General features: G+C 45.0%; 18 protein-coding genes and 1 tRNA gene. 7 read left to right on the top strand and 12 right to left on the bottom strand.

Annotated features, from left to right (window positions below):
• Nucleotides 1-86: 86 nt before the first annotated feature.
• The 12 genes from SWH54_04600 to SWH54_04545 all read right to left on the bottom strand — a co-directional run bounded on the left by SWH54_04600 (nucleotide 87) and on the right by SWH54_04545 (nucleotide 11,711).
• Nucleotides 87-2,042, bottom strand: coding sequence for a phage major capsid protein (locus SWH54_04600; protein ID MDY6790531.1), 1,956 nt, complete (start codon nucleotides 2,040-2,042; stop codon nucleotides 87-89).
• The gene (locus SWH54_04595; protein MDY6790530.1) at nucleotides 2,005-3,582 is read right to left on the bottom strand and encodes a phage portal protein; all 1,578 of its coding nucleotides are present in this window, start codon (nucleotides 3,580-3,582) and stop codon (nucleotides 2,005-2,007) included. Before SWH54_04595 ends, SWH54_04600 begins: the two co-directional genes overlap by 38 nt.
• Nucleotides 3,579-4,124, bottom strand: a complete 546-nt coding sequence (locus SWH54_04590; GenBank protein ID MDY6790529.1) for a hypothetical protein — start codon at nucleotides 4,122-4,124, stop codon at nucleotides 3,579-3,581. Before SWH54_04590 ends, SWH54_04595 begins: the two co-directional genes overlap by 4 nt.
• Before the next feature lie 365 nt (nucleotides 4,125-4,489).
• Nucleotides 4,490-5,095: a hypothetical protein gene (locus tag SWH54_04585; protein MDY6790528.1), complete on the bottom strand. Its 606-nt coding sequence runs from the start codon at nucleotides 5,093-5,095 to the stop codon at nucleotides 4,490-4,492.
• Nucleotides 5,096-5,208: 113 nt separating this feature from the next.
• Nucleotides 5,209-5,772, bottom strand: a complete 564-nt coding sequence (locus tag SWH54_04580) for a hypothetical protein (GenBank protein ID MDY6790527.1) — start codon at nucleotides 5,770-5,772, stop codon at nucleotides 5,209-5,211.
• A 93-nt stretch (nucleotides 5,773-5,865) separates the two neighbouring features.
• Nucleotides 5,866-6,720: a DUF2971 domain-containing protein gene (locus SWH54_04575; protein MDY6790526.1), complete on the bottom strand. Its 855-nt coding sequence runs from the start codon at nucleotides 6,718-6,720 to the stop codon at nucleotides 5,866-5,868.
• Nucleotides 6,721-7,015: 295 nt separating this feature from the next.
• Nucleotides 7,016-7,228: a hypothetical protein gene (locus SWH54_04570; protein MDY6790525.1), complete on the bottom strand. Its 213-nt coding sequence runs from the start codon at nucleotides 7,226-7,228 to the stop codon at nucleotides 7,016-7,018.
• A gap of 1 nt (nucleotide 7,229) precedes the next feature.
• On the bottom strand, nucleotides 7,230-9,122 hold the full coding sequence (locus SWH54_04565) for a phage terminase large subunit family protein (protein ID MDY6790524.1): 1,893 nt from the start codon (nucleotides 9,120-9,122) through the stop codon (nucleotides 7,230-7,232).
• Nucleotides 9,112-10,092, bottom strand: a complete 981-nt coding sequence (locus tag SWH54_04560; protein ID MDY6790523.1) for a hypothetical protein — start codon at nucleotides 10,090-10,092, stop codon at nucleotides 9,112-9,114. The genes SWH54_04565 and SWH54_04560 overlap by 11 nt, the downstream gene beginning before the upstream one ends.
• Complete coding sequence (locus SWH54_04555) at nucleotides 10,067-10,411, bottom strand: DUF2493 domain-containing protein (protein MDY6790522.1); 345 nt, start codon at nucleotides 10,409-10,411, stop codon at nucleotides 10,067-10,069. Before SWH54_04555 ends, SWH54_04560 begins: the two co-directional genes overlap by 26 nt.
• Nucleotides 10,412-10,548: 137 nt before the next feature.
• Nucleotides 10,549-11,139: a hypothetical protein gene (locus SWH54_04550; protein MDY6790521.1), complete on the bottom strand. Its 591-nt coding sequence runs from the start codon at nucleotides 11,137-11,139 to the stop codon at nucleotides 10,549-10,551.
• 496 nt (nucleotides 11,140-11,635) lie between these two features.
• Nucleotides 11,636-11,711: transfer RNA gene (locus tag SWH54_04545), tRNA-Thr, on the bottom strand.
• Between the two features lie 53 nt (nucleotides 11,712-11,764).
• Between SWH54_04545 and mfd the strand changes: the two genes are divergently transcribed.
• From mfd to SWH54_04510, 7 genes are all read left to right on the top strand, one after another.
• A complete protein-coding gene (mfd, locus tag SWH54_04540; protein ID MDY6790520.1) occupies nucleotides 11,765-15,280 on the top strand; it encodes a transcription-repair coupling factor in 3,516 nt (1,171 codons plus the stop codon).
• Nucleotides 15,281-15,315: 35 nt separating this feature from the next.
• Nucleotides 15,316-16,005, top strand: coding sequence for a SurA N-terminal domain-containing protein (locus SWH54_04535; protein ID MDY6790519.1), 690 nt, complete (start codon nucleotides 15,316-15,318; stop codon nucleotides 16,003-16,005).
• A gap of 41 nt (nucleotides 16,006-16,046) precedes the next feature.
• Nucleotides 16,047-17,036 (top strand): SurA N-terminal domain-containing protein, encoded by a 990-nt coding sequence (locus SWH54_04530; GenBank protein ID MDY6790518.1) that lies wholly within the window; start codon nucleotides 16,047-16,049, stop codon nucleotides 17,034-17,036.
• A gap of 9 nt (nucleotides 17,037-17,045) precedes the next feature.
• Nucleotides 17,046-17,795: a DUF4115 domain-containing protein gene (locus SWH54_04525; protein ID MDY6790517.1), complete on the top strand. Its 750-nt coding sequence runs from the start codon at nucleotides 17,046-17,048 to the stop codon at nucleotides 17,793-17,795.
• Nucleotides 17,796-17,952: 157 nt separating this feature from the next.
• On the top strand, nucleotides 17,953-19,305 hold the full coding sequence (gene mgtE, locus SWH54_04520) for a magnesium transporter (GenBank protein MDY6790516.1): 1,353 nt from the start codon (nucleotides 17,953-17,955) through the stop codon (nucleotides 19,303-19,305).
• Between the two features lie 4 nt (nucleotides 19,306-19,309).
• Entirely contained in the window at nucleotides 19,310-20,074 is a 765-nt protein-coding gene (gene recO / locus SWH54_04515) for a DNA repair protein RecO (GenBank protein ID MDY6790515.1), read from the top strand.
• A 161-nt stretch (nucleotides 20,075-20,235) separates the two neighbouring features.
• Nucleotides 20,236-21,372: a galactokinase gene (locus tag SWH54_04510; protein ID MDY6790514.1), complete on the top strand. Its 1,137-nt coding sequence runs from the start codon at nucleotides 20,236-20,238 to the stop codon at nucleotides 21,370-21,372.
• The last annotated feature ends 48 nt before the right edge of the window (nucleotides 21,373-21,420 follow it).

The raw sequence follows: 21,420 nt of genomic DNA, 5'->3' as shown, positions 1-21,420 counted from the left end.
TGGTAGTTGAGCGGACGCGCCCGGATATGAGCGCGCCCGCGTTGGTGGTTGCTAAAACCATTCGTCAACCCTTATATCTTTCCCGGTTAAGGTGTGGTTAACGCGTCCAGCATGGCCGAAAAGCTTTCGGCATGGCGGACCGCGGTATCGACATCCTGCAGCGCCCGGACCAGAAGACCGCCGGATTTGCTGTAGGTGTAAGGATCGACCAGGATATCCAGAGCACCCCACATGCCGATTAACAGATCGGACCAGTTGCCGAAAAAGATGGCACTGCAAACGCCGGTGGATGTTCCCTTGTCCAGGTCGCTTTTCACCTGGTTGGTCACATGGGCCGGGTATCCGTTCAGCGGTGATTTGGGGCTTTGACGATCCCATACCCTCTGGCCGGTATCGGTGCCGATATCGGTCTTTTTCAGCTTGCCGCGAACCTTGGCGTTGGTGATATAGGCCAGAGCGCCCAGATCGGCGTTGTCGATGGCAACCTCGGTTTCCAGGTCGATAATGTGATCATCGGTGGGTGCCAGTCCGTTGGCGCCGCCGGCCACACTGCCGATGCCGGACGTGGCCGCGATCCCGGTGGGCTGATTGCTTACCCCGGTGCCGTGGAGTGCGGCAAGATCGATGCCCAGGGCCACCGCCACCGCCAGATCGTCGCGGGTCAGCATCTCTATGGCCGGGGTGGACTGCAACAGCATTTGCCGGGTAATTTCGGTGTAAGTGCCCACGGTTTTCGGGCTCAGGGAAACCGTTCCGTAGCTCGCTTCGCTTTCGGTCGGGTTTTCCGTGATACCCTCGGCCACCCAGTACACGGAAGCACCTGCGGTCTTTTTGGGAATGGCCACGTTACCGATCAGACCGTCCAGGATGCGTGCGCCGGCCAGCTTGACCACCATCTTATTTCGCAACACGTCGATAAACGATCCGGCCAGCAGGTTGGTCGCCACCAGCGCGGCGTCATCGGTGGTGTTCAGATCTCGTTGACCGTGCAGCATGACGTCCCACGGAATAAACGCACCGCGCGGCGCCTTTTTGATTTTATCTGCCACCGCCCGGCTGCATTCGAGCTCGAACCCGGCCTCCTCGGCCAGCTTGGCATCTTTAGGATCGGCCAGGGCACGAATCAGGCGGATAAAGGAAAACTGGCGCTGTTCGTTCCCGGATAACCCGATGGCCGGATCCGGATCCTCCACCGGCGTGAGGCCCTTTTCGGCCAGCTTGTCCAAAACGAACTGGCGGAACTGATCCACGGTTTTTCCGTCCTTGATGGCCTGGATGGCATCGTCGCGATAGCCGTGCATTTCACCCAGCGCGATAATATCCGCCGCCCGTCTCTGTTCGGCTTGGGCGGTTTCGCGTCGAATCTGGTCCACATCGATTTCCGGTGCTTTGGGTGCGGCCGCTGTGGGCGGATCCGACCGGGTAACGACGGCATCGGGTTGTTTAACTATTTGATCAGGCATTTTGTTTACACTCCTTTCGCTAATAACCATGGTTTCAAACTCCCGGGAATCTCTGGCGGCGCGTCCAACGCCGACGCTCTGATCCGCGGGGATCGAAACGATACTGATTTCCAATGGTTCCCAATCGACCACGCGGTAAACGTCCCCGTTTTCCTCGCTTTGTTCCTCAAGAACCATCTTGTTTATGCGGTATCCGACCGACACGTTCGACCGAATGCCGTCCACCACGTCGTTGAATTCGTCATCGGCAAGCTGCGACTTTCCAAATCGCACCACTGCCCGGCCCATACGGTCAGTCCCGATCCTGGCGGATTCAACCACCCCTGTCTGTTCAAACGAAAAATGATCTTTCAACAGCGGCGCGCGACCGCTGTTTAAAAATGTCAAATTGACACTTTTTTGGTCATGGTTTAAAATTTCCTGCCCGAAATACCGATCCACCGGCGCTTCGGATGAAAAGGACAGCTTCACCGTTCGTTTCTCTTCATCGATGCCGCGAACATCCACGCCGCCGTCGGTCATGCGGTAAAAAATGCCGGTTTTAATCGTGGTCGATTTCTGCGATGATTTTTTGCTCATTTTTGCCCCCGTTGAATATACCTAATTGCAAACCGTATTTTTCAGCCAGTTCCTTGGCTGCTGCGATCTGCTCATATACTTCGATCAGGTCATGGCCCTGTTCGCCGGCGATAATCTGCGGCGAGCGAAAACCGTTCACCACGTCGCGTTCGTTGGCGTCACCGTCTTTTTTGGGATCTACCCATTGCCAGCCCCGCGGTTGCCAGATCACCGAGTTGAATTTATCGAATTTTCGCGGCGGCAGGTTCAACGCTCCGGAGGTCAACCCCATGGTGAGCCAATTTTCCCAGATATCGGCCAAAAAATGCTCGACCAGCCATCCCTGAAGGGTGCGCCAGCCGTCCCGTTCGTCCAGTGCGCCCTGGCGGATGGAACTGTAGGAAACGCCGCGTAAATCATTGGCCAGGCTGACATAAGACACGTTCAACCCGGCTGCCGCGCCGCGTAAAATCGCCAGCACAAAGGCTTCAAAAGCGCTGGTGGGATGGTCCGGATCCCATTTGACAAAATCCATACCCGCCGGCAGTTCTTCAAAGGTACCCGGCTCGGCATTCATCACCGGGGCCTGGGTGGTATCCTCGGGATCCTCTTCGTCGCCGACATACTCTTCTCCGGTATCCGACTTGAAAAAACCCATCTTTGCCGCTGCGGTACGAGCGGCAACAACTTCGGCCTCTTCATAGCCCCCCAGCATGTGCAGGCGCTTACCGGCGGTATGCAGCCAGGGGACGCCGCGGCTCTGACCGATGCGATCCACAATAAATTCATGGATGATATCACCGGCAGGGATCCGTTCGTGACGGTCGTAAACATTTGCGCTTTCGCTGAAGATATTTAACGCCGCCGATTGTTTTTTGAAATGATACGCCACCGGCTGACGCCATTGGTTGAATTCGACGCCCAGGCGAATGGTGTTTCCGTTGGGCAGCGTTTTATTTAATTCGTGATCCAGAAAGTCCGGCTCGATAAACTGCAGGGCGAACTTAAAGCGGTTTCCCGGCCAGTTTCTTATTTTACGCACAACCGCCTCGCCGTCCCGGGCCACGGTTTCCATAAACAGTTTCTGGCAGTCGACCAGGGAAAGCTTGCCGTCCACGGTGCAAACGCCTTTTTTGCCCCAGTTTCGCCATTCGTTTTCCAGGTGATTGTTGTCGGATTCATCCAGCTCGCCGCGGTCGTTTTTGGCGCGGGCCTGCAGTCCGATGCCCTTGGGTCCGACCACGTTGGTTTTCAGCAAATTAAAAAAGCGTTTGGCATAATCGTTGTTTTTGGCCAGGTGCCGGCTGCGGATTCTAAGCGGCCTGAGTGCTGAGTAAATTTCAGCATCAGCGGTACCGCCAGTGGTGGGCCAATCTTTTAACAACCGATGGTTTTCGGCTGCCGTATAGTTTCTCCGGTGTCGATTTCGTCGCAGTTCCGGCCTTAATTTCCTGAACGTCAATGACTGATTGGCTTTTGTCGCATATTTACGAACTGCCGATATGATCCGGTTGAAGCTGTCCAGATGTTCACCTACTGTTTTTCCTTGAAACATATTCATGGAAACTGAACCTTTATTTTTTGCGGGCGGCCACGTCCGGCCTTTCGTTCTTCCCTGAGATATTCCGCCCGGTAATGATCCCGCCAGGCAATCAGTTCTTCCGGAGATAATTTTGACAGTGATCGGCCGGCAATCGAGTATGAAAGCTGGTCGCTGGAAGCTTTTCCCAAAATAGTCGCTTCCAACGCATCTAAAACGGCTTTGACGTGGGATCTGTAATCCGCACCGGCGGTCGCCAACTCTAAATTCGGTTTGACTTTAACGATGCCATCTCCGACCGTGGTTTTATCTCCGCCGACATTCTCAACACGCGCCTGGTAAGAATAGCGCCCGACCACGTAGCCGGCAGATGCCGCGGCGGTGATGGTGATTAGAAAATCAGTCCCGTCGGGTGATGCGGTAATAATTTTTTGATCGGATTGAATAACCAGGAAATATTTGAGCGTCCAGGACGTGGCCGGGTAATCGTCAAGTGATTTTTTCCACTTGACGGTATCGCCCGCGCGAAATGACAATGGTTCTTTGGTTGGAATATCGGTCATAAAAAACCCCGTGAAATTTTGGGAAAACATAACACGGGGTTTTTGCTAAAAAGGTAAAACCGGTACGAAACCGGTACGAAACCGGTAAGAAACCGGTGCTTAAATGAATTGACAGGGTTTTTGGGATAAGGCCTATTTGCCTTGGCCTATACTTGATTTGACAGAATTGGAAATTAAGTTAAAACTTCAATTGACAATAAAATATCACAACTTTTGAGGAGTCTCCGAAAGTTTGTATATGTGGGAGATTCTAAATTTCAGCTTAACCGGCTGGTTTAGGAACGCCAAAGGAAAAGCCAGTTCAGGTTGCAGCTGTTGTTAGCCACAGAAAGCTCTTTAATATAAAGTTTGAATAATGAAAGACATCATTTGAGACATTCATCTAGCTCATTTGCCATTTCACGTATTTTTCTAATATTTGCGGATTCCTCAGCATATTCATTCAGAATTCGGCAAACCGATTCAAAGATCGCAACATAGTATTCCGCATAGATTAATGATTCCGGATGCCGCGCGTAAAATAAAGTTTTTTCTTTTTTGGTAAAGGCCTCATCGTCTTGGTTAAGAAAAGCAACTATACGACTAGTAAAGATGTCCATAAATATTTTGTCAGGCTTTTCATGATTTTCCCCGAGACTGACGTAAAGTTCAAAGACCTCCCAAGATATTTTCAGATGATGTTTAAATAACGAAGATAGAGTGGCAACAAATAATTTACTTTCCTGCCTATCTGCGAAAAAACGTTCATAGCCTTCATGCGTAGAGTGTAAACACATTATTACGCCAATTTCGTTTCCCAGAAAAGCCTTATAGTCTTCAGAATCCTTAAATTGATCTGGGGCGGAGTAAAGAATATCTCGGATTATAGCTCTTCCTTGTGAAATTAAAACAAAGTATACAGCTTTTGCTTTCTCTTGAGGTGTTGGGACATCTTTACTTGATGAAAATAGACTCCTTAGTTTTCTGAACATGAGAGAATCTCCGATCCGATATTCGATGCCTAACGTTAAGGTAAATCGAAAAGTCAAAGCCACATTGCCCTGCCAGTAACTCTGAGATGGCTTTGTTAGCTGTATTTTTGGGTTTACGTGTTAGGGTTAAACATGGTGTCATATATGTTCTCGAATTCCTTTGCAGTTTTAAAATCCCTGAATGATTCAGCTGAAATCATTTTGGTCATGACAATAAGGAGATTTACATTAGATGATAGTGCCACTGACTCACCTAAGACAGCTTCCTTCCCAACAAGATCCTTAGCTACGCACTCTGCTAAAATAAAAATAAGCTGTGATGTTTCGGTTGTTTCGTCGAAGGACTTGAGCTTGGATATGAAGGCGTCTCTGGCAATATTATTCTCATGGATTATCATGTTAGCAATTAGATTGAAAAATTCTTCTCTTTTTGCAGTTTTGATATATTTTTTTTCATGGGCAAGTTGGGTGAACATGAAATACTGAAAGGCAGCAACACAAGCTAAACCATCTTCTGAGAGTATGGTTCTTGCTGGTGAAACTCCCATTTCATTTAATAGTGCCACACAGTATTCTGTCCACCTTTCTCTAACTTCCTGTAGCCTTGGTATGAGATGAGCTGCTACTTTTCCAAGCTGTTTTTTGCTATTTCCAAATATGCCTGCAAGAAAGTTCATAAAATTTCCCATGAATAATTTTTTATGGCGTATAGTTTAGCAGCTAACGTTCGAGGTAAGGAATGCTATTGCTTACGTCCATAGATCTTACAACTAGCTCGCCCTAAAGGGGGTGCTTGAAGGGGTGATTTGTTCAAAAAAAATCATGCGATCTTGAAGTAATTGCATACAGGATCGCCATGACAACTCTGGCTCTGGGACTGGTCCTACAAGCACCTCGTTGATTCCGATGTAATCTCTTGGGTCGTTAAGCTGCGGGATATTAGTAGTGCCGATATCGACCTCCAGATAGGGAATTAGGTATCTCAATGCGCTGCGATACTCTATGTTCTCAACCTTTAGGCGGCTACTTGTTGATATCAACCTCCACTCATTCTCTTCAGCAAACCCTTGATGCTTCATCATTGCAGCTATTTCCAGAAAATCAATTGCTGTAGTTACTGCTAATATATCTGGATCCACCGCGGATACGCTTAACTTTGCATCTAAGTATTCTTCAATGAGCTGAATTTTTTCTTTCTGTTGATATACACACTTAACAAGTCGATACCCCTGAGTGTCTGCGACATGCGACAAGGCATCCCCATTAAATGCAAGTGCGTATCCGCCATTTCTCGTATATGCGCGCCATTGACTTAGCTGGTCCCGGCTTGCTGAGAAGCTCACTGTAAAGATATGTGGCTGATCTGTTTTCTGAAAATTCAACTCGCCAAGTAGCTTTTCTAAAAAGGCAAGCTCATGATCGACTTTACTTTTGGCAAGAGATCTGCATGTCTCTTGAAACAAGTTTAACGCATGCAGAATCTCTTGGTTGTCATTCATATAAAATGCGTCGGTTGCCCAAATCTTTTTATGTTCCACAATGCAACGAAATGCTTCCGTTGAGGTGTAGTGGTACAGCTTGGCTGGTGGTGCAACGCTTAAATGTGCCTCTAATTTTGGTGTCATCAGCATGGTTAGCCTAAGGCAATTCCTAACATTGTTATTCAATAAACATCTCGTTTATGTTCCATATGGGCATGTTAAATAGACGTCTCGTTAATACCCTAATTGGGACAAAAAAAATAGTCAATTTCTATCAACCATTAAATTGGTGACAAATTCTTGAAACAAAAAAAACGAGACTACAGATATATTGAGAATATCCAGACTTGGCCTCAAATAAAGATATCATTATTGGTGGGTGGTTAGTCAAGTAAATCTTAATGTTGATTGTTGTACAATCATCTCCGTCTAACGAAAACTATTTTGTCGCTGACGGGACTGATTTATTCCTTACTTTTGTAAGACGTTTAAAATATTCATCCAGATTTTCACCGTGGGCATACCAGCGGTCATTGATTTTTTTTGCAGGCATTCCGGATCTGATAAAATTTACAAACAGTTCAACTGATTTTATGCCAATATAATCCATTATTTCATTTTGGCCGATTAGAATTTTTTTATTTGTTGGCATGTCAATAATTGGTTACAAAGTTTTTTCGTCTGCGGGGCCTGGGTGCCCGCATGGAATCTTTCGGTTTCTCTTTCTTGACCTTTTCTGCCTTGGCTTGTAGAACTTTGAAATTGGGATTTAAGATATTGAGCGCTGCCAGGTTGTAAACCCTTAAATCAAGAGCCTCATTTCGTGGCCGCTTTTTCTTCCATACCCGTTTGGTGACGCCTCTAACATATCGGGTAACAAGTTCTTCTGCGGTAAGCTGTTTAAAATATTCATCCGGATAGTGATCCGGAAAATGGCAATACCCGGGGCCGGGCTTTTCAACCTTTAATCGACCATAAACAGCGGTTTTGGCTGTATCTGTGCCGACCGGATAAAGTTTTAAACCCTTCATGATCGATCGCCTTGATGGTCTGCCGACAATGGGATCCCCCTCGGTGCTTTTACCTTTTATGGCATAAACCCTGCGGACCTGGCGCGGTAAAACATATTTATAAACGGCGTTGGTGTGCGCTCCGGAGTCAACGCACATACAGGCTATTTTGAGCAAGGCGCCGGATCGCTTGAACGTGCGCTCTAAAACTTTATCAAGTTTTTTCCATACTCCGGGTTGTTCCGGATCCCCTTCGATTATTAAATAGTCCAGGGACCAGGATTCTTCCCCCATTCCCCAACCAACAATTTCGCATTCAAGGCGATCGTCCTGGACATCAACCGCAGAAGTAATGGCCAATATCCCGGGATCGATGGCGTTTTTGCGGTAGGTTTCCACGCGTTCGATAATGTCCCGCTGTTCAATGCCTTCGCCTTTTTCTTCCCATGTTTCGCCCAGGGCAGTATTTATAAAAGTGATCATTAAAAGTTCATTTCCGGCTTTTAATTCTTTTCTCGCTTCAAGAAATTTTTTAGCGATGTCAGAAAGCTTGGAATTTGGAAGAGGGGACAACAGTTCAGATAAATAAAATCCGGCTGCCCCGGTGAATTCTGCGGTCGGGTGCCATATTCCCCTGGAAAGCTGTTCGTTTTTCTCCGCGTTGCTGAATTCCTTTTCACAGCTAATACAGCGCAGCATGGCCGATTCAGGCAAATAGTCATCATAAACGAGATGATTCCGCCCGGGTTTTTTGTCCCATACCACTGACGACCATTTTAGTTCCTGGTATTCCCCGCATATCGGGCAGGGTATTAAAAACCTTCTCTGATCGGTCAATTTCATTTCGCGCTCGATTTCAGATAGCCCCTTGATTGTCGGAGATCCGCCTAGAATAATCTTGCGATTATGAAAAGCCTTGGTGCGCTCAAAAGCGATTTTAAGCGAATTCCCCTCACCGCCTGCATTGGCCGCGCACCGGTCCGGTTCCTCGACAATAACGATCCGTATCGGTGACATGGAAAGATTGGCCGGAGCGTTCGAGCCTATCAGTTCAAGATGCCCGCCGGTAAAATTTTTTGATAAAATGGTATTGCCCGAATCTCTTGATTTCGGTTCGGCAATTTTTCCCCGCAATGCTATACAATCCCGGATCATTGGCGCCAGTTTTTCCTTGCTGTATCTTTCCGCCATTTTGCTGGTAGGGAAAAGGATCAGCATCGGCGATGGCTCATGATCCACATAATAACCCACACAGTTATTTACCACTCCATCCGTCCAGGCCACCTGGGCCGATTTCTGACAGACCACTTTCTCAATCATCGGATCCATCACGCAATTTAGGATCTCTTCAATATACGGCGTGACCGCCACCCGGTAAGGCCCGGGAAGCGGGCAGTTTTCTTTGGACAAAACTCGGTTGGATTCAGCCCATTTGGTGCCGGTGATGGGTTTGGCCGGACGCCAGGTGTTAAGCATTCGGGCCGCTAAGAAATCAAGGTTTTGTGTTGCATCAATCGTTTGTATATTATTTTCCATCTGCTAAAGCTTCCAGAATGTTTTTAATTTCTGCATCAATTACGATCCGGCGGGCATTGGCTGTGGATGCAGTTTCAAGCATTTGAGCCAACCGATCTGGCAAGGCTAAAAACTGCATCTTTGCAGCGGTGATAATTCGGCTCCAGGTTTCGGCTATTTTATCGGCCGGGATTAATTCGCCTTTTAATTGGGCAATCTTTAATTCCTGCAAATTTGCTTGTGCCGCTGCCAACCTTGCGCGCTCTTCGTTCAACGATAAATCGCCATTGCCGCCGGCGCGGTCCCGTAAAAATTTAACATAGCCAAAAACACAGCCGGCCATGTCGAATTCCCTTTTGTTCGGCCTGGGCAAAACCCGATCTTTAACTAATTGTTGGACGCGCCTTTGTGAAAGGCTCAAAAGTTCCGCTATACGTTTAAGATCGTAAATGTCCTGCTTTTCGGTTAAATAAATTCCATGTTGATATGTTTTGGCTGCCTTTTTGTGTGCGATCGCAAAGGGTATTACTTCGCCCACGCCGGAATTGATGGCAATTTTTGAGTAAATGTTCATGGTGTGCCCGGTGGTGGCAATATCATCACACAAAATAGCCCGGTTTATTTTTTTCCGGGTTCGCTTGATCTTTAATCGATCGGTTTCTTTTTTGACGTTCAGTTTTATGGTTGTTTTGTGGCGCTTTTTTCTTTCTTTGGTGGCTTCAAAATAAATATCTTTATCGCAAATCCTTTGAATGTTGTTATCTTCGGCCGTCGCCGGCGGGATCCCGATTGAGATCTCGGCTTTAAATATTTCTTTTAAAGCTTGGATGATTTCGGAAAACTCTTTTGCCCCGGTGTTATACATTTTAAAATTAATCGTCGTTCCGTCGAAATCGTCTTTATTGCCCTTTTTCATAAATTGAGATTTTGGCGTATAGTCGAATAAAAAATGAATTCCGGTTTTTCTACTTTTCCACAAATCGTACAACATCAACCGGTTTCCTCGCCTTCATTGCCAGCGTTATCGTTGAGAATGTCCCGCGGCTTTTTCCGTTCCAAAATGCGATGATCCGGTCCGCCGCTTCGACGATTTGCTTGTTCCGCTTTGGCCCGGCTGCCCGGCCGTATCTTTTCCAGTCAGGCTTAAAAATAATGCAGTCAACGCCGATTTCTCCGGCATATCTTTCCGCCAGGGTGTCCGCGCCTTTGGCGCCCCCGGAAACGATTGCGCTTGGTTTATGTTTGGCCATAGTTTTCATCAACAATCCATAATCTTGAAAGCTTCTGGATCCGACGATTGCAATTTTCATGAAACGAACTCCCTGGGAAAAATCCTGGAACTAAAAATGTATCGCCCTCTGCGCGTTACCCGCAGTATGTTAACCAGAAGGACCCGCTATAATATCAATATGTTGAGGTGGGGGGTATTTTTATCCCCCCTTTTGTATTATCTCCTGGTCTTTAGCGCACCGGCCAGCGATCGTAAAAAATTTCTTTTAAACATTCGAGTGGCAATGCTGTGCGCTGTTTGTCTAAAGTTAAACCGGGGCTTGATATTTGCGGACCGCTCTTTATGAAATAGCAGTTCAATGGTCCTGCTCTTCTTTCCGCCCTTTCTGCGATAAATACCCCGGGCGGTTGAAAACACTTTTTTGCCCTTTAACATGACCGCTGCACCGCCGGCTTTACGCCTGGACTTTGGAACTTTTTTTGTCGGTATGACAAGATTCTTGCTTCTGGTTGGCCGCTTGGTTCCGCCTTCTTCCTGGAGGTTGGCAAAATATGCTTTGGTATAGATCGATGAGACCAGATAATTCTTTTTTGCCGGTTTGATCTTAATTCCGGTCGGCTGCTGTTTGAGCCACCACTTTTTAGTCACGTTGAAGATTGAGGGAATTTTTTTGATCAACCATTTTTGCACGTCCTGGGCGGTCCAGGTCAAGGCCCTGGCGGTGGCAAAGGGCACCTGTTTCTTTTCAATCCTGGTTAAATGCCGGGTAAATTGTTTAACATTTGATTTTACGTTTATTGAAATCATATCAAACCTCTCGTTGTTAATAGTTTGCCCTCAATCCTACATGCCAATTATGGCCCACAAGATAGCCAGAAATCGAAATATTTACGCCGAGCCACCATTTACGCCAACCTGATGGCAATATGTGAGTTATAAGGATTTTTGCTGGTATGGTGCAGAAAAAATATTTATTAACTTTTCCCCGACTTGGATGCTTACCGAGATATGGATTGATTTCGTAATATTGGTCTGGCTTATCTACAATGTCGAGTGTCTGGCCCCAGTCAATAATATTTAGCAGCGTGACTGTGCCTTGCATTATTTTTTGATCTTTGGTCCAGGGGTCAGGATGGATATCGAGTGATGCACAGCCGGAAAGTGTTCCACCGATAAAAATGAAAATAAAAAGGGGGACAAAAAGGGGCGCAAAATTGCCGTATTTTGCCTTGATTTGCCGAGTTTTATGTTTTAGTATAAAAAAGGGATTTCGACCTAAGTGGCCGTAATCCCTTTTAATGTTTGGAGCCGACGGGCGGAGTCGAACCGCCTGCCTGCTGATTACGAATCAGCTGCTCTACCAACTGAGCTACGCCGGCTAAAGATGTATTATGCATTAACTACCCACAAATGAGAAACAACTACTTTGTTTATGAATCCAAATCAAGAAAAAATTTCAGTTGAAACCCTGATTGATAAAATATCTGCAAGAGAACAGACCATTGAATGCACAGGGCTGGAAGAATCAGCAAAAGCCTATTTAATTTCAAGGGCATACCAAAAGCAGAAGAATTCCATTTTTCTGCTGACCCCTTCCCCAAAATATGCGGAAAGGCTTCTGGAAGATCTGAATTTTTTTTTAGGAAATGATGCATCCGCACTGCTATATTTTCCTCCTTATCATATTTCACCATTTAAATTTCTCTCTTATCACAACGAAACCGCAGCCAGACGAATTCGGACACTATATAAGTTGATTGAAAATAATGGGCCGTCCATTGTGGTGACCACAGTGGAAGCGATGCTGCAGAAAATGATTCCGCGAAAAGAAATCATCCACTTTGCTGATCTGATAATGGTGAATGAAGAGATTGAACGTGATGCTTTGATCGAGAAAATGATTTTCGGTGGATATGAGGAAACCTCTATTGTAGAGGAACCGGGCGATTTTTCCATCAGAGGAGGGATTTTGGATATTTTTTCTCCCATGTATCCTGATCCGCTGAGAGTCGAATTTTTTGGCGACACGGTGGATTCCATCAGATCTTTTTCCGCCGCAAGCCAGAGAAAAATTAGAGACCTTAAGGAAGCCGTTATACTTCCAGCCAAGGAGGCTGTTTTAGTTAAAAAACGTATTCCTCTAATCATAAGCCGGATACGGCAGCGGGCGTCCCGCCTTGATATGCCGGTATCCAGGACCAGAAAGATTATCAGTCGTATTAGGCATGAGGGTCTATTTCCTGGATTGGAGAGTCTGATTCCGCTGGTTTATACCAAGCTTGATACCCTGTTTGATTACCTGCCGAGCGATACCCTTTTTATTAATACAGAACCCGAAGAGCTGGAAAAAGCGGCCACTGAACTTGAAACACGGATATTTAAAAATTTTGAACTGGCGCGAAGTGAAAAGCGGCTGTGTGTCAGGCCTGAAAGCCTGTATTTAAAATGGGAAGATATCACCGATACGTTTTTAAAGAAAAAACCTTTGATCTTAAGAATACTTCCCATTTTAAGGGAACAAAATGATAAAGATCAAGGTCCACTGCAGTATACCCTTTCCACGCATGATCATTCAGATTTGAGTCTGGCGTTAAAAACTCACATGGAAAAAGAAAGACTTCTTTTACCCCTTGCCCAATGGATTAAAAATAATACACAAGCCGGATTGAAAACCATTATTGTCTGTCATTCAACACCGCAGGCAGATCGGCTGATATCACTTCTTGCCCCATATCCTGTTGAGCCAAAAACCATGGCCCGGTTTTCAGATATCACCCAGGGTAAAGGTTTTGAATTTATCTGCCTGGGCCGGATTTCATCAGGATTTGTCTGGCCGGACGAATCACTTGCAGTGATCACGCAAAATGAAATATTCGGTGCAAAACACCGCAAAAAGTTGAAACCCAAGCAAAGTGTTCATGCAAAACTCCTGGCATTTGAAGATTTGAAAAAAGAAGATCTTATTGTGCATGTTGAGCATGGAATCGGCCGGTATGAGGATCTGGTCAAATTAAAGATAGACGGATCGACCAACGATTTTCTCCTAATTATCTATAAAGATTCGGATAAACTGTACCTCCCTGTGGATCGTATGAATATGATACAAAAGTACATGGGGGTGGATGGCATTGACCCGGTCCTTGACAAAATGGGCGGAAAATCATGGGAACGGGTGAAAAATAGTGTCAAACGGACAGCAGAAAAGATAGCCGGAGAGCTTCTCAAAATCTATGCGGCACGCAAAGTTGAACAAGGATTTGCTTTTGAGGCCATTGACAGTTCTCTCCATGATTTTGAAGCGGGTTTTTCCTATGAAGAAACCCAAGATCAGCTGAATGCCATAGATGATGTGCTTTCCGATATGGAAAAGCCAACCCCGATGGACCGGCTCATATGCGGTGATGTCGGATATGGGAAAACAGAAGTCGCTCTTCGCGCATCATTTATGGCGGTTTTTAACGGGAAACAGGTTGCCGTACTCGTTCCGACCACGGTGCTTGCGCAGCAGCATTTTGAAACATTTTCCTCAAGATTTGAAAGATATCCCATAAAGGTGGCTTGTTTGAGTAGATTCCGTTCTCCCAAAGAGCAGCGGGCAATCATCAACGATTTAAAAATCGGCAAAGTCGATATTGTGATAGGCACCCACCGCCTACTTTCTAAAGATGTCATATTTAAGGATCTCGGCCTGTTAGTGCTTGATGAAGAGCAGCGTTTCGGCGTGAAGCACAAAGAGAAATTAAAAAAAATAAGACATAATGTCGATGTTCTGGCCCTGACCGCCACTCCGATACCCCGAACACTTCATCTGTCTCTTATGGGAATACGCGACATAAGTGTTATCTCAACTCCTCCAGAGTATCGCCGGGCGATCATTACCTATATTTCTGAAATCGATGATGCCATCGTGTCTGAAGCGGTAAGAAGGGAATTGGGAAGGGGAGGGCAGGTTTATTTTGTTCATAACAATATTCACAGTATCTGGAAAATGGCAGGAAAATTAAAAAAACTGATACCGGAAGTCCGGCTGGAAGTTGCCCACGGCCGGATGAATGAAGATGAATTAGAACGGGTGATGCTGAAGTTTATGAATAAGGAAATTGACATGCTGGTGTGCACTACCATAATAGAATCGGGACTTGATATTCCTTCAGCCAATACCATCATCGTTAATCGGGCGGACAGGTTTGGCCTGGCCCAGATGTATCAGTTACGCGGCCGTGTGGGTCGCGCCGATGAACAGGCCTATGCATACCTTTTTATTCCAGATGAAACTAGCTTGGGAAAAGATGCGGTAAAACGCCTTAAGGTGCTGATGGAACACAGCGACCTGGGTGCTGGCTTCCAAATAGCCATGAGTGATTTGAAGATCAGGGGGGGAGGAACTATTCTGGGGGCTTCCCAGTCCGGTCACATTGCCGCAGTAGGGTATGACATGTATTTAAAGCTTATGGAAAACGCAGTATCCCAACTGAAGGGAAAACCGGTCATAGAATCCCTGGAGCCGGAAATTAATATTACCATATCTGCTTATATCCCTGAGTCCTATATTCCTGATATTGATCAGCGACTTTCAGCTTATCGCCGTTTGACCAAAATGGCTGAGTTGAGTGAAATTGCGGATTTCAAAGCTGAAATAATGGACCGTTTTGGGGCTTTACCGCGGGAAGCGGCCAATCTACTGTTAAAAATCATACTGAAAGTATTATCTGTAAAGGCCGGGGTAAAGCGGCTTGACCTGAGAGGGGGAATGCTGATGCTTCATTTTTCAGCGGTGCACCAAAAAAATCCACCGGGTATTGTTGATGTGGTTGTGTCCAATAAAAGGCTTTATGAGCTCTCGCCGGATCATATTTTTAAAGCCAGGCTTTCCAACAGCAGCTTTAACGGTCTGGTGGCTCAAGTGAGAAAAATCTTGAAAGAAATTGCACAGCGTGTTAACAATTAAAAGTTTAGTAAAAAGCAGGAGATTATCATTCAGCAATGAAATACATACAGAAAATAATCGCGGCGACCGTTTTATTGTTCACGGCTTGCCTTTTCACATCATGTGAGAAACCGGAATCCAAAGATCAGGATGAATACTTGATTCGGATTAATCAAAGAGTGGTAACCGTGTTTGACTACAATAAAGCTTTTGAAATCGCCGAGGCCGCTTTTCCGCATAACACCTTGCAGGATGCATCTGCATTAAAAGAAGCTAAAAAGAGGCTTTTAAATCAGATGACTGAAGAGATGGTTCTGCTGGAACGCGCCAAAGAATTGGGTGTTTCTATTCCGCAATCAGAAATTGAAAAAACAGTCGCAGCCATAAAAAGCGATTATCCTGAAGGCGTTTTTGAAGAGATATTACTAGAATATGCAGTTTCCTATGAATCCTGGAAAAAAGGGTTAAAAACGCGAATGTTGATAGAAAAACTGATAGAAAAAGAGCTATCAGATCAGATCGTGATTACCGCAGATGATATTGCAAGGTATTATGAAGAAAATTATAAGGCATCCAATTTTAAGCCGGATTTGGCAAACAAATCGAAGGATTTGAACGAAAAAATAGTCAAACATTTGCGCAGAAAAAAGATAGAAGAAATTTATAAATCCTGGATAGAAAAAATACATAAAAGATTCTATATTGAAATTAATGAGAAGCAGTGGGAAAAAATTCTTTCTTCATAACATACAGAAGTAATAACGGATTTTTGGTGACAGACTCGAACATGTTAAAGCAGCTGGTGTTGTTTGCTGCCGGTGCGGTTTTATTGTGTTGCGGTTGTTTTTTAGATATGCAAAAGGCTTGGGGGGCTGAAGTCGTTGATCGAATTGTAGCCACAGTAAATGATGAAATTGTGCTGCTTTATGATTTGGACCAGACCATTAAACCCTATGTTGATCGCATTAAGACATCCAATTACTCATATGAAAAGGAGCGACAGATGCTCTTTAAAATACGGGAGGATGCCTTGAACATGCTGATCGAAAGGAAACTTGCCGATCAGGAAATAAAGAGGTACAAAATATCCGTGAGTCCCCAGGAAATAAACAATGCCATTGAGAGGATGAAGAAAACAAGGTTGATTACAGACGAAGAATTACGCCGGGAACTAAGCAGACGGGGGCTTACATTAGAGAAGTATCGTAACCAAATTAAAGAACAGATTCTCAGGGAAAAACTGATAAGCCGTGAAGTAAAATCAAAAATAGTCATTACATCGGAGGATATACAGGCGTACTACCAGAATCACCAGGATGAATACTCCGGCAAAAAGAAATATCACTTAAGAAATATTATTATGAAAGTTCCGGGGGATGCAGATGAGGCTGAAAAAAGTAGAATCTTAAAAAAAATTGAAGCTGTTTTGGATAAGCTGAAACAGGGAGAACCTTTTGATAAACTGGCAAGAATTTACTCTGATTCACCGGTGGCTTCTGAAGGAGGGGATTTAGGCCTGTTCGAGATTAAAGATCTTTCACCCCAGTTGCAGGAGGCCATAAAACTACTTGAGGAAGGTGACTATACTCCTGTGCTCGATACGGACCAGGGGTATCAAATTCTTTATATTCAGAAAATCCAAAAATTTCCCGGGAAAACCCTTGAGGAAGCCAACTCTGAGATTTCGCAGAAACTTTACCAAGATAATGTAAACCGGAAATATGCCTCATGGCTTAAGGATTTAAAAAGCCGGTCTCATATTAAAATTATAAGATAAATTAACCACATGACAACAGACAAGAAATCGCTTTCATTTGGGCGCTACCTTCAGGATATTCGGCTTTTAAAGGGTATCAGCCTTGAAACCATAGCAGAAGAGACCCGAATCAGGATAGATAACCTTGTCCTTATCGAGCAGGAAAATCATGACAAGCTGCCTGATAAGGTTTTTGTAAAAGGGTTTTTACGTGCCTATGCAAAAGCAATCGATGCGGATGGGGATGAAGCTGTCCGGCGTTACCAGATGCGGCTTAAGGTCATTCAAAAACTTGCGAAGTCAGAGGCCGATTTGGAGATGCCCAGCGGAAAGTTCTGGCGACGCTTATTATTTTGTGTGGTGGCATTGCTAAGTCTTATATTTCTTTCCGTTTTCGCTGTATCTTATTTTAAAAATAAATCTTCATCAACCGAGCTGGTGGAAAGCAATACGGACCAAGCAGCCGGTATTGAGAATGAGGGGAATGCGACCTTTGAGCCTCAATATGATACGGAACCTGCAAACATTCAGATTACTAATAAACCGGAAAAGTTAATTCTAAAGATAATGGCAATTGAAGAAACTTGGATGAAGATTGTCATTGATGACCAAAAACCCAATGAGTATTATCTAAATCCGGGTGATCAGGTAGAGCTGAAAGCAACTTTGGGGTATAGTCTTTTTATAGGAAACGCAGGTGGAATTCGATTGCTGTTGAATAACGAATCCATAGAGGTGCCGGGAAAAAGCGGGCAGGTTGTTAATTTAAAGATTCCGTAACCGTTCACGGCTTGAAATTTGAAATTGGAAACTATAAAATCGGAAGAGATGAAACCAATTTCCAATTTATATTTTCTAATTTCAATATTCCGTGAACGCATACAAAATTCCATAACAGATGATGAACTTGTAAAAAGTTCGATTTAGACAGAAAACCATGCAAGGTGACAGAAACAAAATACTTTTAGACAGCATAAAGCGGTTGCTTAGACGTGGAGCCACCTCCCATCTTCTCAATATTGTAGACAAAACACATGCAGCCGATCTGTCGGGAGTATTCCCGTCTTTATCCCTTTCCGACCAGCACCGGCTTTTCGACATGATAAAGGATACAGAACAAAAGGGTATCCTTTTCAGTGAACTCGAAGAAGATATTTTTTTAAATTTTATTGAAGGGGTGGAGCTGGACGAGATTGTCGAAATCCTGGAAAGCATGCCCACAGACGATGTGGCGGACCTGATCGGGCGTTTGCCCGATGAAATGTCCGATACCATCCTGGAAAAAATGAAAAAAGAGGGATCTGATGAGGTTGAAGGCCTCCTTCGGTATGATGATGATACCGCAGGGGGTATCATGATTCCTGATTTTATCGCTTTAAAAGAGGATACAACGGCAAAGGAGGCAATCGAATCGCTGCAAAAAGAGCACCAGGATGTTGAAATGCCCTTTTATCTATATGTAGTCGATGAATACGGAAAACTTACCGGCGTCAGTTCATTAAGGCAACTTGTTGTTGTTCCCCCCGAAAGACCACTGAAAGATTTCATGGCGACGGACGTTTTTTCTGTTCAGACGGACATGGACCAGGAGGAAGTGGCCAAAATTGTCGCCCGTTATGATATCCTGGCCGTACCTGTGGTTGACGAGACAAACAGGCTGGTGGGTATTGTCACTGTAGATGATGTGATTGACATTTTCAGGCAGGAAGCGACCGAAGATATACTGAAAATGGCAGGTGTGGGCGAAGGGTTTGTTGAAACCAAATCAGTTTTAAAAAGCACCAGAATCCGCCTGCCATGGCTTTTTGCCAGCTGCATCGGTGGCATGATCGCTTTTTTTGTGATCAGCTATTTTGAAGAGAGCTTAACCAGATATGCTTACCTGGCGGCTTTTATTCCCGTTATCATGGGAATGGGGGGCAACATCGGCACTCAGTCTTCCACCATTGTGGTTCGCGGACTTGCCACCGGTCGTATTCACATAAGAGATATCTGGCTGGTTGTATTAAAAGAACTGACTGTGGGCTGTATTCTTGGGCTGGTCTATGGTTTTTTGATTGCTACCGTTGCCCAGGTTCGTTACACTACGTTGGCCTTCGCAGTATCAGTAGGCCTTGCCGTTGTTTCTTCCATGGCTGTAGCCGCACTGGTGGGGTCGGTAGTCCCCATGGCCTTTGCAAAGATAAATATTGACCCTGCCGTTGCCACCGGCCCGTTTGTTACCACATCAATAGACGTAATCAGTGTTTCTTTTTATTTTATTATAGCCACCGCTCTTCTCGGTATATAAACACATGCCGACTTTTTCTACCCCCGCCATTATGCTTCGACGCATCGAGTTTGGCGACTATGATATTATCATTACTTTTTTTACCTTAAACCAGGGTAAAGTTTCCGTTATTGCAAAATCCGCCAAAAAAAGTACCAAACGGTTTTCAGGCATTCTTGAACTTTTTTCTGTTTTGGATATTGTATACGGCTCAGCCCGTGGTAAAGGACTTCCGGTACTTAAGGAAGCCATGCTAAAACAGCCCTTTTTAAAAATCAGGGCGGATATAAAGAAAACAGCATATGCGAGCTACTGGGCAGAGCTTATCAATGAATGGATGGAGAAAGGTGAAAAACAAATCAAGCTTTACCACCTGTTGAAGTATGTACTGGGTGAACTCGATTTCGACCATACACCAGAAGCCGTATTGAGTATCCTGTTTCAGATGAGATTTATGTCTATTTCGGGTCACAGCCCAAATTTAAGGCAGTGCAGTGTATGCAAGACGCCATTGGAGGGAATAAAAAAGGCAAAAATTATCTTTGATCTTGCAAGGGGTGGGCTTGTTTGCCATAATTGTTCGCAAAATTTTTCGGGCAGGATTGCCCTTTCCAAAGGGACCATTAAACAGCTTCTCTGGATTGAAAAACAAGATTTAATCAAAGCCAAAAGGATCAGATTTACTCCTCAAGCTTCTATGGAAGGGCTCAAGTTTCTGGAAGCTTTCGTTCCTTATCATTTGGGTAAAGAACCCAGGAGCCTGAAATTCCTTCGCCAGATAAGGGTTTAGGGTGAGTTACGCGCTACGGGTTGCGAGATACGGTGTATAAAATGATTATTTCCCATCAGCAACTCGCAACTCGCAACCCGTATCATCATTATTCAACGTAAAACCAATGTGCTGGCTGGAAACGATGACAAATTGTCTATAGGATGTTTTTAAGTGCGATCATGCTTTTCGCTTTAGGAAAAAAACTTGAAATACAGCCGGTGGAAGTTTCGGCCCCTTGCAGGATTGATATGGGCGGTTCCCTCGATATCGATACTTTTAGTTACCCGCTTGGCTATCTTAAGCCATGCACTTTTAACCTAGCGCTTGATCTCAGAACTCATGTACGCCTGTTCCCCTATAAAGAAGGCCGGGTCAAAGTGACATCAACAGGTTTTAAAAGTGCGGATTATGCTATTGACCGGGCACCGTTTAACCATCCGCTCGGGCTGATGTTTGCCATTGCAGCCTATTTCAGAGCTGGAGGTGTTCATATCGTAATTGATTCCTCATCACCGCCAAGAAGTGCTTTGGGGGGATCATCGTCGGCTGCAGTGGCTCTGGTTGCCGCATTTTTAGAGGTTTTACAAAAGAAAGCCATTTCATGGAAATTCAAAAAAAAAGTCGCTTTACTCGCACATGCGTTAGAGGAAAGTGTCGCCGGAGTGCCTTGCGGCCGACAGGACCAGCTTGCCGCTGCTTTCGGAGGCGTGAATGCATGGCACTGGCAGACCGGTAGTATCGGGTCTGTCTTTAAGAAAGAGGCAGTGGTAAATACATCATATTTTAAAAAATTGGAAAAACATCTGCTATTGGCCTATTGTGGTAAGCCCCATGAGTCAAAAAATATTAATGGAATCTGGATCAGCCAGTTTCTTTCCGGCAGGTACCGCAGGCTTTGGTCAGAAATTGTGACTAATACGAAAAAGTTTATTGACGCTGTTGGCGTAAAAAATTATACAAAAGCGGCGGCGGCAATGAATAAAGAAATGGCCATCAGAAATAAAATGACACCTGATGTGCTTGACGACATGGGGAAAAAGCTTGTTGATACGGCCGTTAACAATAATTGTGGCGCCAGATTTACCGGAGCGGGGGGTGGCGGTTGCATATGGGCCCTGGGTGAAATAGATAACATTGACAAATTAAACACAATATGGAAAGAATTGATTGCAACCCGAAAAGGAGCCAGTCTACTTGATGCAAAAATAGATTCTACCGGGCTAAGGATAGAAAACGGAAGGTACCCGTCTTTGTCATCGGAAACCTTGAGGCAGGCAGAAGGCTCCAAGACATCGCGGAAAGCGAAAGAATGCTAAAAGCAATGATAAAGTCTTTAGAAAACAAACCCTTGAATCCTGGCCCTT

This window comes from Thermodesulfobacteriota bacterium, from assembly GCA_034189135.1.
Lineage (GTDB): Bacteria > Desulfobacterota > Desulfobacteria > Desulfobacterales > JAUWMJ01 > JAUWMJ01.
The sequence above is the reverse complement of the archived record's forward strand: the minus strand, read 5'-3'. Positions and strand labels throughout refer to the sequence as shown.

Bases quoted from the DNA above. Each gene is read 5' to 3' on its own strand.
- SWH54_04580 (MDY6790527.1), bottom strand. From the start codon at position 5,772: ATGAACTTTCTTGCAGGCATATTTGGAAATAGCAAAAAACAGCTTGGA.
- SWH54_04510 (MDY6790514.1), top strand. From the start codon at position 20,236: ATGCTTTTCGCTTTAGGAAAAAAACTTGAAATACAGCCGGTGGAAGTT.
- SWH54_04575 (MDY6790526.1), bottom strand. From the start codon at position 6,720: ATGACACCAAAATTAGAGGCACATTTAAGCGTTGCACCACCAGCCAAG.
- SWH54_04590 (MDY6790529.1), bottom strand. From the start codon at position 4,124: ATGACCGATATTCCAACCAAAGAACCATTGTCATTTCGCGCGGGCGAT.
- SWH54_04555 (MDY6790522.1), bottom strand. From the start codon at position 10,411: ATGAAAATTGCAATCGTCGGATCCAGAAGCTTTCAAGATTATGGATTG.
- SWH54_04565 (MDY6790524.1), bottom strand. From the start codon at position 9,122: ATGGAAAATAATATACAAACGATTGATGCAACACAAAACCTTGATTTC.
- SWH54_04530 (MDY6790518.1), top strand. From the start codon at position 16,047: ATGTTAAAGCAGCTGGTGTTGTTTGCTGCCGGTGCGGTTTTATTGTGT.
- mfd (MDY6790520.1), top strand. From the start codon at position 11,765: ATGAATCCAAATCAAGAAAAAATTTCAGTTGAAACCCTGATTGATAAA.
- mgtE (MDY6790516.1), top strand. From the start codon at position 17,953: ATGCAAGGTGACAGAAACAAAATACTTTTAGACAGCATAAAGCGGTTG.
- SWH54_04595 (MDY6790530.1), bottom strand. From the start codon at position 3,582: ATGAATATGTTTCAAGGAAAAACAGTAGGTGAACATCTGGACAGCTTC.
- SWH54_04570 (MDY6790525.1), bottom strand. From the start codon at position 7,228: ATGCCAACAAATAAAAAAATTCTAATCGGCCAAAATGAAATAATGGAT.
- SWH54_04550 (MDY6790521.1), bottom strand. From the start codon at position 11,139: ATGATTTCAATAAACGTAAAATCAAATGTTAAACAATTTACCCGGCAT.
- recO (MDY6790515.1), top strand. From the start codon at position 19,310: ATGCCGACTTTTTCTACCCCCGCCATTATGCTTCGACGCATCGAGTTT.
- SWH54_04525 (MDY6790517.1), top strand. From the start codon at position 17,046: ATGACAACAGACAAGAAATCGCTTTCATTTGGGCGCTACCTTCAGGAT.
- SWH54_04600 (MDY6790531.1), bottom strand. From the start codon at position 2,042: ATGAGCAAAAAATCATCGCAGAAATCGACCACGATTAAAACCGGCATT.
- SWH54_04535 (MDY6790519.1), top strand. From the start codon at position 15,316: ATGAAATACATACAGAAAATAATCGCGGCGACCGTTTTATTGTTCACG.
- SWH54_04560 (MDY6790523.1), bottom strand. From the start codon at position 10,092: ATGTTGTACGATTTGTGGAAAAGTAGAAAAACCGGAATTCATTTTTTA.
- SWH54_04585 (MDY6790528.1), bottom strand. From the start codon at position 5,095: ATGTTCAGAAAACTAAGGAGTCTATTTTCATCAAGTAAAGATGTCCCA.